General features: G+C 70.2%; 14 protein-coding genes. 13 read left to right on the top strand and 1 reads right to left on the bottom strand.

The features are described from left to right. Nucleotides 1-74 precede the first annotated feature (74 nt). From ACY34J_RS11245 to ACY34J_RS11210, 8 genes are all read left to right on the top strand, one after another. The gene (locus ACY34J_RS11245; protein ID WP_462726341.1) at nucleotides 75-1,085 is read left to right on the top strand and encodes a sugar ABC transporter substrate-binding protein; all 1,011 of its coding nucleotides are present in this window, start codon (nucleotides 75-77) and stop codon (nucleotides 1,083-1,085) included. Nucleotides 1,086-1,111: 26 nt separating this feature from the next. Then, a complete protein-coding gene (locus ACY34J_RS11240) occupies nucleotides 1,112-2,128 on the top strand; it encodes an ABC transporter permease (protein ID WP_462726340.1) in 1,017 nt (338 codons plus the stop codon). Continuing rightward, nucleotides 2,125-2,940, top strand: a complete 816-nt coding sequence (locus tag ACY34J_RS11235) for an ATP-binding cassette domain-containing protein (protein ID WP_462726339.1) — start codon at nucleotides 2,125-2,127, stop codon at nucleotides 2,938-2,940. The genes ACY34J_RS11240 and ACY34J_RS11235 overlap by 4 nt, the downstream gene beginning before the upstream one ends. 486 nt (nucleotides 2,941-3,426) lie before the next feature. Then, nucleotides 3,427-4,566: an ROK family glucokinase gene (locus tag ACY34J_RS11230; RefSeq protein ID WP_462726338.1), complete on the top strand. Its 1,140-nt coding sequence runs from the start codon at nucleotides 3,427-3,429 to the stop codon at nucleotides 4,564-4,566. After that, entirely contained in the window at nucleotides 4,563-5,243 is a 681-nt protein-coding gene (locus ACY34J_RS11225; protein ID WP_462726337.1) for a sugar kinase, read from the top strand. Before ACY34J_RS11230 ends, ACY34J_RS11225 begins: the two co-directional genes overlap by 4 nt. Nucleotides 5,244-5,281: 38 nt before the next feature. Beyond that, the gene (gene pcaDC / locus ACY34J_RS11220; protein ID WP_462726336.1) at nucleotides 5,282-6,598 is read left to right on the top strand and encodes a bifunctional 3-oxoadipate enol-lactonase/4-carboxymuconolactone decarboxylase PcaDC; all 1,317 of its coding nucleotides are present in this window, start codon (nucleotides 5,282-5,284) and stop codon (nucleotides 6,596-6,598) included. A gap of 55 nt (nucleotides 6,599-6,653) precedes the next feature. Further along, on the top strand, nucleotides 6,654-7,298 hold the full coding sequence (locus ACY34J_RS11215; RefSeq protein WP_462726378.1) for an MBL fold metallo-hydrolase: 645 nt from the start codon (nucleotides 6,654-6,656) through the stop codon (nucleotides 7,296-7,298). Nucleotides 7,299-7,385: 87 nt separating this feature from the next. Beyond that, nucleotides 7,386-8,180, top strand: a complete 795-nt coding sequence (locus ACY34J_RS11210) for an exodeoxyribonuclease III (protein ID WP_462726335.1) — start codon at nucleotides 7,386-7,388, stop codon at nucleotides 8,178-8,180. Here ACY34J_RS11210 and ACY34J_RS11205 read toward each other — a convergent pair. Continuing rightward, nucleotides 8,177-10,003, bottom strand: coding sequence for an SGNH/GDSL hydrolase family protein (locus tag ACY34J_RS11205; RefSeq protein WP_462726334.1), 1,827 nt, complete (start codon nucleotides 10,001-10,003; stop codon nucleotides 8,177-8,179). The two genes, ACY34J_RS11210 and ACY34J_RS11205, sit on opposite strands and share 4 nt — an antisense overlap. 226 nt (nucleotides 10,004-10,229) lie before the next feature. Here ACY34J_RS11205 and ACY34J_RS11200 point away from each other — a divergent pair, with 226 nt between their 5' ends. From ACY34J_RS11200 to ACY34J_RS11180, 5 genes are all read left to right on the top strand, one after another. Beyond that, entirely contained in the window at nucleotides 10,230-10,673 is a 444-nt protein-coding gene (locus ACY34J_RS11200) for a DUF6278 family protein (RefSeq protein ID WP_462726333.1), read from the top strand. A 118-nt stretch (nucleotides 10,674-10,791) separates the two neighbouring features. Further along, nucleotides 10,792-11,559 carry an amino acid ABC transporter ATP-binding protein gene (locus ACY34J_RS11195; RefSeq protein WP_462726332.1) on the top strand — a complete coding sequence of 256 codons (768 nt, stop codon included), beginning with the start codon at nucleotides 10,792-10,794 and terminating at the stop codon, nucleotides 11,557-11,559. Nucleotides 11,560-11,580: 21 nt separating this feature from the next. Continuing rightward, the gene (locus tag ACY34J_RS11190; protein WP_462726331.1) at nucleotides 11,581-12,495 is read left to right on the top strand and encodes a glutamate ABC transporter substrate-binding protein; all 915 of its coding nucleotides are present in this window, start codon (nucleotides 11,581-11,583) and stop codon (nucleotides 12,493-12,495) included. A gap of 36 nt (nucleotides 12,496-12,531) precedes the next feature. Then, nucleotides 12,532-13,176, top strand: coding sequence for an amino acid ABC transporter permease (locus ACY34J_RS11185; RefSeq protein WP_462726330.1), 645 nt, complete (start codon nucleotides 12,532-12,534; stop codon nucleotides 13,174-13,176). Then, complete coding sequence (locus tag ACY34J_RS11180; protein WP_462726329.1) at nucleotides 13,173-14,048, top strand: amino acid ABC transporter permease; 876 nt, start codon at nucleotides 13,173-13,175, stop codon at nucleotides 14,046-14,048. The genes ACY34J_RS11185 and ACY34J_RS11180 overlap by 4 nt, the downstream gene beginning before the upstream one ends. Nucleotides 14,049-14,056: the final 8 nt, after the last annotated feature.

The following is a 14,056-nucleotide window of genomic DNA, read 5'->3' as shown; positions in this document are numbered from 1 at the left end:
CCGTAACGGATACTTGGGCGGCCGGGGTGACCCGGCCGCACCGGAAAGAACAGCAGCTGGAAAGGCACGTCTTCGTGGCAAGGGTTCGGACAGGAGTACGTGCGACGGGCGCCGTTCTGGCGGCGGTGCTCGGCGCGACCCTGACGGGGTGCAGCAGTACGGGCGGCAAGCGGGCGGAGGAGCGGGCCGAGCAGGCCGCCCAGGGCCATGCCGCGGTGACGACCCCGCGCTGGACCTTCGCGATGGTCACCCACTCCGGTGACGGGGACACCTTCTGGGACATCGTGCAGAGCGGTGCCAAGCAGGCCGCCGTCAAGGACAACGTCAGATTCCTCTACTCGCACCACGACGAGGCCCAGCAGCAGGCACAGCTCGTGCAGACCGCGATCGACCAGAAGGTCGACGGCCTGATCGTCACCCTGGCCAAGCCGGACGCCATGAAGGCTGTCGTCGCCAAGGCCGTCAAGGCCGGCATACCCGTGGTCACCGTCAACTCGGGCTCGGAGGAGTCCAAGAAGGTCGGCGCGCTCACCCACATCGGCCAGGACGAGACCATCGCCGGTGAGGCGGTCGGTGAGGAGCTGAACAAGCGCGGCCGCCGTCACGCCCTCTGCGTGCTGCACGAGCAGGGCAACGTCGGCCATGAGCAGCGCTGCGACGGTGCCCGGAAGACCTTCCACGGCGAGCTGAAGAACCTCTATGTCGAGGGCACCAACATGCCCGAGGTGCAGTCCGCGATCGAGGCGAAGCTGCAATCCGACAAGGGCATCGACGCCGTCGTCACGCTCGGCGCGCCCTTCGCCGCCACCGCCGCCAAGGCCAAGGAACAGGCGAACAGCAAGGCCGAGATCGACACCTTTGACCTCAACACCAAGGTGGCCCGGTCCCTGAGGGACGGCGACCTCGGCTTCGCCGTCGACCAGCAGCCCTACCTGCAGGGATACGAGGCCGTCGACCAGCTCTGGCTCCACAAGTACAACGCCGACACCCTGGGCGGCGGCCGGCCGGTGCTCACCGGTCCGCAGATCATCACCAAGAAGGACGCGGCCGCCCTGGAGGACTACACGAAGCGAGGGACCCGATGACAGGCCTCGTCACCACACATCCCCCCATGGACGAACGGCTCGTGCACCGCTCGCTGGTGCGCCGCCTCATGGGCCGACCCGAGCTGGGCGCGGTGGTCGGCGCAGCCGCCGTCTTCGTCTTCTTCGCGATCGCCGCCGACAACTTCCTCCAGGCGTCCAGCCTGAGCACCGTCCTGTACGCCTCCTCGACGATCGGGATCATGGCGGTACCGGTCGCGCTGCTCATGATCGGCGGCGAGTTCGACCTGTCGACGGGCGTGATGGTCACCTCGTCCGCCCTGGGCTCGTCGATGTTCAGCTACCAGATGACGGCGAACGTCTGGGTCGGCGTCGGCGTATCACTCCTGGTCACCCTGGCCGTCGGCTTCTTCAACGGCGTCATGCTGGTGCGCACCAAGCTGCCGAGCTTCATCATCACCCTCGGCACCTTCCTGATGCTGACCGGCCTCAACCTGGGTTTCACCAAGCTGATCAGCGGCACGGTCTCCACCAAATCGATCGGCGACATGGAGGGCTTCACCTCCGCCCACGCCCTGTTCGCCTCGCACCTCGCCCTCGGCGGGGTCGACCTGCAGGTCACCATCCTGTGGTGGGCCGCCCTGGTCGCCCTGGCCACCTGGATCCTGCTGCGCACCCGCGTCGGCAACTGGATCTTCGCGGTGGGCGGCGGCGCGCAGGCCGCCCGCGCGGTCGGCGTCCCGGTCAACCGCACCAAGATCGGCCTCTATATGGCCGTCGCGTTCTGCGCCTGGATCTCGGGCCAGCACCTGCTGTTCTCGTACGACGTCGTGCAGTCCGGCGAGGGCGTCGGCAACGAGTTCCTCTACATCATCGCGGCCGTCATCGGCGGCTGTCTGATGACCGGCGGTTACGGCTCGGCCGTGGGCTCGGCGGTCGGTGCCTTCATCTTCGGCATGACCAGCAAGGGAATCGTCTACGCCCAGTGGAATCCCGACTGGTTCAAGTACTTCCTCGGAGCCATGCTCCTCCTGGCCACCCTGCTCAACGCATGGGTCCGCAAGCGGGCGGAGGCGAGCAAGTGACAGCCCTGGTGAAGCTCACGGATGTGAGCAAGTTCTACGGCAACATCAAGGCCCTGCAAGGGGTGAGTCTCGAGGTGCACGCCGGAGAGATCACCTGTGTGCTGGGGGACAACGGCGCCGGCAAGTCCACCCTGATCAAGATCATCGCCGGGCTGCACCAGCACGATGCGGGAACCTTCGCCATAGGCGGCGAAGAGACCCGGCTGACCTCTCCCCGCGAGGCCCTCGACCGCGGTATCGCCACGGTCTACCAGGACCTCGCCGTGGTGCCTCTCATGCCGGTGTGGCGGAATTTCTTCCTCGGCTCGGAGCCGACGAGGGGCCGGGGCCCGTTCAGGCGTCTCGATGTCGAGATGATGCGCGAAACCACCAGGTCGGAGCTGCTCCGGATGGGGATCGACCTGCGCGACGTCGACCAGCCGATCGGGACGCTCTCCGGAGGCGAGCGGCAGTGCGTGGCCATCGCGCGGGCCGTCTACTTCGGCGCGAAGGTGCTCGTCCTGGACGAGCCGACCGCGGCACTCGGCGTGAAGCAGTCAGGTGTCGTACTGAAGTACGTCGCCGCCGCCCGTGACGCAGGTCTCGGAGTAGTGTTGATCACGCACAATCCGCACCACGCGTATCTGGTCGGTGACCGGTTCGTGCTGCTGAAGCGCGGAGCGATGTCCGGCAGCTACACCAGGGAGAACATCGCACTGGAGGAACTCACTCGCCAGATGGCGGGCGGATCGGAACTCGACCAGCTGAGCCACGAGCTCGAACGCGCCCCCGTCCCGGCCCACCTCAAGGCAGCTGCGGACGAGGCGCGATGACCGCCTCACCGCTGCGGCCCGCCTTCAGACAGCGGCCGACGAGACATACGGATCTTCCCGGAGTCGACCGGCAGCCGCCGGCGGACGCGAGGGGCCCGGGGTCGTAGGCAGGGGTTCCTGGACGCAAGAGCGTAGTCAGGGCCGCCAGGCCCGAGAATGCGCAGTCCAGGCCCCTCCCGGGTGCCCCGGGCCCCGACCCGGTCATCACCGCTGTGCGTCGCCCTCTGCCCGTGAGGCAGAATCACCACGAGTGAGATGATCCGAGGCCCGCCCCCGGCCTCCTGAGACCTCCGGGACGAGACAACTCTTGCGAGCACGCACCGGCAGCGACCGCAGGCCCCGCGCACGCACCCCCCAGGCCGCGCACGCGGCAAGGGCCCACGCCGCGCACGCGGCCAGCGCCGCCCGGCCCGCACGCGCCGCCCGGCCCGTACGCGCTGCCCGGCCCGCACGCGCCGCCCGGCCCGTACGCGAGGAGGTCACGCCATGAGCAGCGGCAGCAGCTACCGGGAGCGCGCCTACCGTGGCTCGGCCCGAGCCACCATGCTCCGCACTGTCGGCACCCGCGAGCGCCGCTCCCACCTCACCGCCCCCCGCGTCCCCACCGTCGGCATCGACATCGGTGGTACCAAGGTCGCGGCCGGTGTCGTCGACGCCGACGGCAACATCCTCGAGAAGATCAAGACCGAGACCCCGGACAAGTCCAAGAGCCCCAAGGTCGTCGAGGACACCATCGTCGAGCTGGTCCTCGACCTCTCCGACCGCCACGATGTGCACGCTGTCGGCATCGGCGCCGCCGGCTGGGTCGACGCCGACCGCTCCCGGGTGCTGTTCGCCCCGCACCTCTCCTGGCGCGACGAACCCCTGCGCGACGCGCTCGCCGCCCGCCTCGCCGTCCCGGTCATGGTCGACAACGACGCCAACACCGCCGCCTGGGCCGAGTGGCGCTTCGGCGCCGGCCGCGGCGAGGACCATCTCGTCATGATCACGCTCGGCACCGGCATCGGCGGCGCCATTCTCGAAGACGGGCAGCTCAAGCGGGGCCGCTACGGTGTCGCCGGCGAGTTCGGCCATATGCAGGTGGTCCCCGGAGGCCACCGCTGCCCGTGCGGCAACCGCGGCTGCTGGGAGCAGTACAGCTCCGGCAACGCTCTGGTCCGCGAGGCCCGCGAGCTGGCCGCCGCCGACTCGCCGGTCGCGTACAACATCATCGACCGCGTCAAGGGCAACATTTCCGACATCACCGGTCCGCTGATCACCGAACTGGCCCGCGAGGGCGACGCGATGTGCGTCGAGCTGCTCCAGGACATCGGGCAGTGGCTCGGCGTGGGACTGGCGAACCTCGCCGCCGCCCTCGACCCATCGTGCTTTGTCATCGGCGGCGGCGTCAGCGCTGCCGACGACCTGCTCATCGGGCCCGCCCGGGACGCCTTCCGCCGCCACCTCACCGGCCGCGGCTACCGCCCGGAAGCCCATATCACCCAGGCCCAGCTCGGCAACGAAGCTGGCCTCGTCGGCGCCGCCGACCTCGCCCGGCTCGTAGCCCGCCGCTTCCGCCGCGCCAACCGGCGCCGCGTCGAGCGCTACGAGCGTTATGCCCAGGCCACCCGTGGGAGCCGACGATGACGTCCACCGAACGCCTCGAGCGACCCGAGCGCCTTGAGACCGCCGAGAGCCTCGACCGCACCGGGTTCGACCGCGCCGACACCCCCGCCGTACCGCGGCAGCCCCCGCCGCCCGGCGGCCCGGTCGGCGGCGGCAGCCCGTACCCCGAAGGCCCGAGCCTCGGCCGCCGCTGGCTGACCCTGCTCATCGTGATACTGCTCATCGGCATCCCGGCGGGCTATCTGGTGATCTCCGCCGAACAGAGCCGGGACAGCGGCCGGGACAAGGAGGGCCGGGCCGCGGCGAAGGGCCTCACGGACGGCTGGCCCCCCAGGGTGACCCGCCGCATCTACGACGTACCGATCCCGCCGTACTCCGCTGATGTCGCGTTCTACGAGACCAACTCCTGGCGGGTCAGCAAGCTGTACGTGCAGTTCATCACGTCCCAGGAGGGTCTGAACCGCTTCCTGCACCGGGCCGGAACCAGCCGGTCCGCCCTGCGGGACGGCCGTATCACCATCAGCGCGAAGGAGGCCAGGACCGTCGGGTGGGACTTCGCCGCCGACGCCTCCGGCGGTTCCGACTGGGCCGGCATGGTCCACACCCAGCGCGATCCCCTGCCGAAGCAGGACATCACCGTCGACCTCAGCAACCACGAGCACCCCAAGGTGTACGTCGTCTCGACCGTGACCCCCTGACCGGCCCCGCCGGCAGCCTTGCGGATACCGTGGCGCGAGTGAGCGAGACGAAGACCCTTCAGTACCGGATCGACGGCCCGCAGGATGCTCCCGCACTCGTCCTCGGCCCCACGCTGGGCACCACCTGGCACATGTGGGACCGGCAGATTCCGGAGCTGACCCGCCACTGGCGTGTCGTGCGCTACGACCTGCCAGGCCACGGAGGCGCGCCCGCCCACGCCGCCGCTTCCATGGCCGAGCTCGGTGACCGTCTTCTCGCCACCCTCGATGAGCTGGGCATCGAGCGCTTCGGCTACGCCGGTTGCGGCACCGGCGGCGCGGTCGGCGCCGACCTGGCCCTGCGGCACCCGCACCGCCTGGCCGCGCTGGCTCTGATCTCCGTCTCGCCCCGGTTCGGCACCCCGGACGAGTACCGGCAGCGCGGCGTCATCGTGCGGACGAACGGGCTGGAACCGATCGCCCGGTCCGTGACCGACCGCTGGTTCACACCCGGCTTCGCGGCGGCCCAGCAGGCGATCGCGGACTGGGCCGTCCAGATGGTGCGCACCACCGACCCCGGCTGCTACATCGCCGCCTGCGAGGCCCTCGCCTCCTTCGACATCCGCACCGATCTGGAGCGGATCGGCGTGCCCACGCTGGTGCTCGCCGGCGCCGAGGACCGGGTCACCACGCCCGCCGACGCACGGGTGGTCGTCGCCGGTATAAGAGACGCCCGTCTCGCGCTCGTTCCCGGCACCTCACACCTGGCGCCCGTCGAGCAGCCGGCCGCCGTCAGCGATCTGCTGGTCCGTCACTTCACCGCCACCTGGCGGGGGGACACCCTCTCGGGCATGGCGGCCATCTCGGCCCCCAACCCGAAGCCGGTGCTCACGCCCGCCCCGCCGCAGTCGCCTCCCACCACCTCGGTCACCCCGGCCGGGCCGATCGCCGAGATCACCCCGGCCGAGGCGCCCCCGGAGGTCCCGGCCGGCCGGCCGGACCCGTACGACGCGGGCTCGAAGGTACGGCGCGAGGTTCTCGGCGACGCACATGTCGACCGGGCCACGGCGGCCGCCGACGAGTTCACCGGAGACTTCCAGGAGTTCATCACCCGCTACGCCTGGGGCGAGGTGTGGACGCGGCCGGGCATCGACCGGCGCACCCGCAGCGTCGTCACTCTCACGGCGCTCGTGGCGGGCGGCCACCTGGACGAGCTCGCGTTCCACCTCCGCGCCGCCCTGCGCAATGGCCTCACGCCCGCCGAGATCAAAGAGGTGCTGCTGCAGACCGCCGTCTACTGCGGCGTGCCGGCCGCGAATTCGGCGTTCAAGGTCGCCCAGGAGGTCATTCGGCAGGAGACGACGCCGCAGGAGTAGCAGGATGGTCCCGTCAAGATCAGCCCTCAAGATCGACGCACGGGAGGACCTGCCCATGAAGCTCACCAAGAAGGGCCACGCCTGCATTCGGCTGGAGAAGGACGGGCGGGTGCTCGTCATCGATCCGGGGACCTTCAGCGAGGAGGATGCGGCGGTCGGGGCGGAGGCCGTCCTGGTCACGCACGAGCACTTCGACCACTTCAACGAGGACCGGCTGCGGGCCGCGCTGGAGGCCGGCCCTGCTGCCGAGATCTGGACGCTGCGGAGCGTCGCCGACCAGATCTCCGCGGCCTTCCCGGGCCGTGTGCACACCGTCGGGCACGGCGACACCTTCACCGCGGCCGGCTTCGAGGTGGAGGTGCACGGCGAGCTGCACGCCGTGATCCACCCCGACATCCCGCGGATCACGAACGTCGGCTACGTACTGGACGGCGCGCTGTTCCACCCCGGAGACGCCCTGACCGTCCCGGACCGCCCGGTGGACACCCTGATGCTGCCGGTGCACGCGCCGTGGAACAAGGTCGGCGAAATCATCGACTATGTGCGCGAGGTCCAGCCCCGGCGGGCCATCGATGTGCACGACGGACTGCTGACCGATATCGCGCGGCCCATCTACGACCGGATGCTGGGCCCGGACGGCCCGGGTGTCGGCGGTGCGGAGCACTCCCGTCTGGCCCCGGGGGAGACGGTGACGCTCTGAGCGTGCGGAGCGGGGTACGGGGCCGGGCGGGCGCTGCGCATCCGGCTGTGGGACCTGGCTGTCACAGCCGCCCGGTACATTCGATCCATGCGCATCGCGACCTGGAACGTCAATTCGATCACCGCCCGGCTCCCCCGGCTGCTGGCCTGGCTGGAGAGCAGCAGCCCCGATGTGCTGTGCGTCCAGGAGACCAAGTGCACCGAGGAGCAGTTCCCGCGCGACGAGGTGCGGGAGCTGGGCTACGAGGCCGCGGTCAACGCCGACGGGCGGTGGAACGGCGTGGCGCTGCTGTCCAAGGTCGGCCTGCAGGACGTGGTCGTCGGTTTGCCCGGCGGGCCGGACTTCGACGGCGGGCAGGAACCGCGTGCGATCTCCGCGACCTGTGACGGCGTCCGCGTCTGGTCGGTGTATGTGCCCAACGGCCGCGAGGTCGACCACGAGCACTACGCGTACAAGCTGCGCTGGCTCGAGGCCCTGGGCGCCGCGGTGGCCGGGGACGCGGCAGGGGAGCGCCCCTTCGCGGTGCTCGGCGACTTCAACGTGGCGCCGACCGACGAGGACGTATGGGACCGGTCCGCCTTCGAGGGCCTGACCCATGTGACCCCGGCCGAGCGGGCCGCGCTGGCCGCGCTCGGTGAGCTGGGGCTGAGCGACATCGTGCCGCGCCCGCTGAAGTACGACCACCCGTTCACGTACTGGGACTACCGGCAGCTCTGCTTCCCCAAGAACCGGGGCATGCGGATCGACCTGGTCTACGGCAACAAGGCGTTCGCCGGTGCGGTCAAGGACAGCTATGTGGACCGCGAGGAGCGCAAGGGCAAGGGCGCGTCCGACCACGCGCCGGTCGTGATCGACCTGGACCTCCCGAGGGCCGCCGGCTAACCGGCGACCAGAGCCCGCAGATCGACCGACTCGGCGAGCGCCCGCAGCCCCGCATCCCCGGGGTGCAGATGGTCGCCGCTGTCGTAGACGGGCAGCATCCGCGACGGCCGCTGCGGGTCCCGGATCACCGCGTCGAAGTCCAGCACGGCATCGAAGGTCCCCTTGTTGTCCCGTACGAAGGCGTTGACGGCGGCGCGCCGGGCCTCGACCTCCGGCAGGCAGTCGGGGTAGCCCTCGCAGGGCCCGATGGTCGCCGCGACGACCCGTAGCCCGCGCGCGTGCGCCCGCTGCGCGATGGCTTTCAGCCCCTCGATGACTTCGACCGCCGAGGCGCCCCAGCGCACATCGTTGATGCCCTCGAAGACCACCACCGTACGGGCCGAGGTCTGGGCGAGGACGTCCCGGTCGAGCCGGTGCTGGGCGCTGACGCCCCCGGTCTCCGAGCTCGTCCCGTCGCCCGGGTAGCGGTCGCTGGTGATGCGGTTCGCCGAGATGCCCTGGTTGAGCACGCCGTAGCGCGGGATCTCGTGCTGCGCCTGGATGCGCCGCGCCAGGACGTCCGGCCACCGACGGTTGGCGCCGGTCGTCGACCGCACCCCGTCGGTGATCGAGTCCCCGAGGGCCACCACCGACCCGGGCCCGCCTCCGACATCGACGCCGGTGAGGAACGGCCACGCCGTCAGCGACCCGGTGAAGGCGGCCCCGTCACTGTTGCCCGTAAGGTCACCGCTGCCCGGCGCGCTGAGGTATGAGCGCTGGATCGCCTGGCTGTGCACGGGCACCTCCGACACGGTCCCGGGCAGATGGATGCTCACCAGCAGATTCGCCTCCGGGGGCACGGGCAACCCCAGCGGATCGCTGAACACCTGGGCGCCCGCCGGGATCTCGGTGTCCGGGCGCCCGCCGAAGGTCAGTGGCAGCGGCACGCCTTGCGCGGCGGCCCCCGCCGCCTGGAACGCCACTGAGGCACGCCCGATCCGTACCGGCGCCGCCGCGAAGGTGTTGTCGAGCCGGATCCGTACCCGGGGCCCGCCGGTGCTGGTGTGCACAACCAGCCGCAGGGTCTGGTCGGTCCAGGGACCGACCGAGGTGTAGCCGCCGGTGCTCGCCGACCAGGTGCCCGTCCAGCCATGGGCGGGGGTGCGCACGGTGACGGCGAAGACGTGCAGATCGGTGTGCGGCCCCGGGTCGTGCGGCAGCACCACGGAGGTGATCTCGCGGTCGCGTACGACGGGCACGGTCACCACGTACAGGCGCGCCTTCTCGAAGCGCTGTCCGTCAGGGCTGTTGAGGTGCGGCAGGGCGACGGCCTTGGTGGTCAGCGGTCCGGTGCGCCAGTCGGGCGCCGTGAGCGTGTACGTGCTGCGGGAGCCGTCGCGGTAGCGCACGGTACCGGTGCCGCTCGCTTCGCCGCCGGTGCCGGCGACCAGGAAGGTCAGCGCGTCACCACGGCCCGTCAGCCGCACCTGCTGTCCGCCCGCGCGGACGTTGTCGGGGTGCCCGGCGGTCGAGCGCGGCCAGGTCAGCCGGGCGGTGTCGATGGTGAGGGTGCGCCCCGGCGTCCAGCCCGCGCCGGCCAGGTCCTGAGCGGACAGCGAGAGCCCCGAACCGTCGAAGTCGGCTTCGCCGGGGCGGGCGTTGTCGCTCACGGCGGTGTTGTCGAACAGCCGGTGCAGGGGCAGGGGCGAGGGAGCGGGCCCCGCGAGGATCCGGTGGCTTTCGGGATGGCGGCCCGCGGCCGCTGAAGCGACCGCGGTCCCGGCGGAGGTGGCGAGAGCCGTGACAGTGAGGACAAAAGCCGCTCCCCACGCTCTGACGCGCATGGCTGTCCCTCCCATGGCAGACGGCGGCAACTCCCGGAATGTGCACCAGCGATCGGACGGGTGGCGGATGAAGCTAGAGATGCGTCAGGGACGCGTCAAGGCAAACATCCGGCCAGCCTTCCCCTGGGTCTCCCCATGCCGCAGGCCAGGGGACTTCCTTCTGGGGAGTCCCAAACCCCCGCGCGCCCTGTGGTGCACGCCCGGGCCAGGTGCGACGCTGAGCGGTATGAACATCCCTTTCTTGGGTAATTGGCGCAAGCGTCTCGGCGGCGTGGCTCAGGGTGTCGCCGTGACGGACGCGTTCGAGGACGATCCCGAGGGTGTTGCGGAGCTGCTGTCCGAGTGCGAGCTGCTGCGGGCCCGGGCCGCCGAGGCCGGTCTGGAACTTGACGACTCCGCCGCGTCGCTGGCGGCGCTCGACCAGCTGCTGCCCCGCTGGCGGGACGACCCCGAGGAACTGCCGTGGCTGGGGAACGACGCGGGCCTGTATCTGGGGACGGTGATCGTCCGCCGGGTGGCCGGGGCGGCGTGGCGCCGGTGGCCGAACGGGCAGCCGTATGTGCGGCTGGCCTCGGGCCGCGAGCTGCATGTGGTGGAGGCCGGCCTCGACTGGGCGGTGACCGGAGCGCCGGAGCTGTACCGGATCTACGCGGAGGCATCCGAAGCCTGACCTCGGCGAGTCGCACCATACGCTTATTGCCCGCGTGGTGCGTGTCGGGAGGGAGATGCCCCATTCGGCTGGATAGTTTGCGCTGACCGCGACACAGCTGAGAGTGGGTTGGGGCTGCATGCAGGTTGGAGCCGGCACCGTCCCCGCAGCCGGTCCCTTGATCGAGCTGCGCGACGTGAACAAGCACTACGGAGCGCTGCACGTCCTCCAGGACATCAACCTGACGGTGGACCGGGGCGAGGTGGTCGTGGTCATCGGTCCCTCGGGCTCCGGCAAGTCGACGCTCTGCCGGTCCATCAACCGGCTGGAGCCCGTGGAGTCCGGCCGGATCCTCATCGACGGGCAGCCGCTGCCCGAGGAGGGCAAGGCGCTGGCCAAGCTGCGCGCCGACGTCGGTATGGTCTTCCAGTCCTTCAACCTCTTCGCGCACAAGACCGTGCTGGAGAACGTGACCCTCGCGCCGGTCAAGGTCCGCAGGCAGCCCAAGGAGGAAGCCGAGCGGCGGGCCCGTGAACTCCTGGACCGTGTCGGCCTGGTCGCGCAGGCCCCGAAGTACCCGGCCCAGCTGTCCGGCGGCCAGCAGCAGCGCGTCGCGATCGCCCGTGCCCTGGCCATGGACCCGAAGGTGATGCTCTTCGACGAGCCGACCTCCGCCCTCGACCCGGAGATGATCAACGAGGTGCTGGAGGTCATGCGGCAGCTCGCCGGCGAAGGCATGACCATGGTCGTCGTCACCCATGAGATGGGCTTCGCCCGGTCCGCCGCGAACCGCGTCGTGTTCATGGACGGCGGCCGGATCATCGAGGACCGCCCGCCGGACGAGTTCTTCACCGCGCCGGAGAGCGACCGCGCCAGGGACTTCCTGTCCAAGATCCTCAAGCACTGAGCCGGGAGGTGACGGACGGACATGCAGCGTACGAACCGTACGACCGGCCTGGCCCTCGCGCTCCTCGCGCTGCTCGCGGTCGCCGGCTGCGGCAAGGAGGGCAGCCCTCCGGTCAAGGGGCCGAAACCCGAAGAGCTGCCCAGCTACCACGTGAACCGCGGCTTCCAGCTGCCCGCCTCCCCGACCTGGCGGAAGGCCGAGAAGCGCGGCCACCTGATCGTCGGCGCCAAGGAGGACCAGCCCTTCCTGGGCGAGAAGGACCCCGCCACCGGGACCTACTCCGGTTTCGACATCGAGATCGCCAAGATGATGTCGGCGTCCCTCGGCTTCGACCCCAAGACCATCGAGTTCAAGACGATCGCCTCGGCCAACCGCGAGACCGCCCTGCAGAACGGCCAGGTCGACTACTACGTCGGCACCTACACCATCAACGCCCGGCGCAAGCAGCAGGTCGGGTTCGCCGGTCCCTACTACGAGGCGGGGCAGCGTCTGCTGGTGCGGGCCGGCGAGAAGGACATCAAGGGGCCGGAGGACCTGGCCGGCAAGCGGGTCTGCTCGGCCGCCGGCTCCACCCCGCTGCAGCGCATCGAGCACGACTACCCCGAAGCCCATGCCGTCGCGTACGACACCTACTCGGTGTGCGTGGACAACCTCCTCACCTACCAGGTCGACGCCGTCACCACCGACGACACCATCCTCCTGGGCTACGCGGCCAAGGTGCCCGACGAGCTGAAGGTGGTCGGCAAACCCTTCTCCAAGGAGCCGTACGGCATCGGCGTGGCCAAGCGGGACAACGCGCTGCGGTTCGCCCTCGACGACGCCATCGCCGCCCACGAGAAGAACGGCGACTGGAAGAAGGCGTACCAGGCGACGCTCGGCCTGTCGGGCGCACCCGCCCCGAAGCCGCCTCCGATCGACCGCTATCCCGCCGGCTGAGCCAAGGCACCGAACCGGAGTCAGGACCCACCTTCCATGGACGTACTCCTCAACAACCTTTCCCTCTACGGCGAGGGCCTGTGGGGCACGGTGCAGCTGACGGTCTTCGCCTCGCTGCTCGCCCTCGCGCTCGGCGTCGTCATGGCCGCCTTCCGGGTCGCTCCGGTCGGGTCGCTGCGCGCGTTCGGCACCGCATGGGTGACCGTGCTGCGCAACACCCCGCTGACGCTGCTCTTCTTCGCGGTGATGCTGGGCCTGCCCCGCTTCGGGGTGGTGCTGCCGTTCAAGACGTTCGCGATCCTCGCCCTCGGCTGCTACACCTCCGCCTTCATCTGCGAGGTGGTGCGCTCGGGCATCAACACCGTCCCCACCGGCCAGGGGGAGGCCGCCCGCAGCCTGGGCATGACCTTCCCTCAGGCGCTCGGGATGATCGTCCTCCCGCAGGCGTTCCGCTCGGTCATTCCGCCGGTCGGCTCGACGCTGATCGCCCTGGCCAAGAACTCGGCCATCGCCGGGTCGTTCAGTGTCACCGAGCTGCTCGGCACGTACAAGACGCTGGGCGAGCTGGGCTACAACATCGTCTGGTCCTTCGTCTGGATCGCCGTCGGCTATCTGATCGTGACCCTGAGCATCAGCGCCTTGTTCAACGTGCTGGAGAGGCGCTGGGGAGTGCCCCGATGACCACCACCACCGCCACCGCGCTCTATGACGTCCCGGGCCCGAGAACCCGCGCCCGGCACCGCGTCTACGGCTTCGCGGGGACGATCGTGCTCCTCGCGCTGATCGCCTGGATCGTCTATCTCCTCTACGACACCGGCCAGTTCGAGGCAGTGAAGTGGCGCCCCTTCGCATACAAGGGCATCCAGGAGCTGCTGCTGCGCGGTCTTGGCAACACACTGCGGGCCTTCGGCCTGGCCGCCGCCTTCTCGCTGGTGCTGGGCGTCATCCTCGCCACTGCTCGGCTCTCGGAGCACGCTCCGGTGCGCTGGATCGCCACGCTCTGCGTTGAGTTCTTCCGCGCGATGCCCGTGCTGGTGATGATCTTCTTCGTCTTCGTGGCGCTGAAGGTGCAGCCGCTGCCCGCGCTCGTCACCGGACTGACGCTCTACAACGGGTCGGTGCTCGCCGAGGTGTTCCGGGCCGGCATCAATGCCGTGGACCGCGGGCAGCGGGAGGCGGCGTACTCCCTCGGTATGCGCAAGACGCAGGTGATGACCTACGTGCTGGTGCCGCAGGGGCTGCGCGCGATGATGCCCGCCATCATCAGCCAGCTGGTGGTGACGCTGAAGGACACCTCGCTGGGGTTTCTCATCACCTATGAGGAACTGCTCCAGTCCGGCAGGCTCATCGCCACCAATCTCAACTACGACCTGCCTTTCATCCCGGTGGTGATGGTGATTTCACCGATCTACATCGGGATGTGCATGCTGCTGTCGTGGTTCGCGTCCTGGGTGGCCAAGTTCGAGCGGCGCAGCGTGAAGACGAAGGCGGGGAAGGTGGCCGAGGCGGGCCCGACAGCGGTGCTGTCGGGCCCGGGGGCCTCGGGCCGCTGACTCGCGCA

Source organism: Streptomyces sp. HSS9-12 (genome assembly GCF_054963655.1).
The sequence above is the reverse complement of the archived record's forward strand: the minus strand, read 5'-3'. Positions and strand labels throughout refer to the sequence as shown.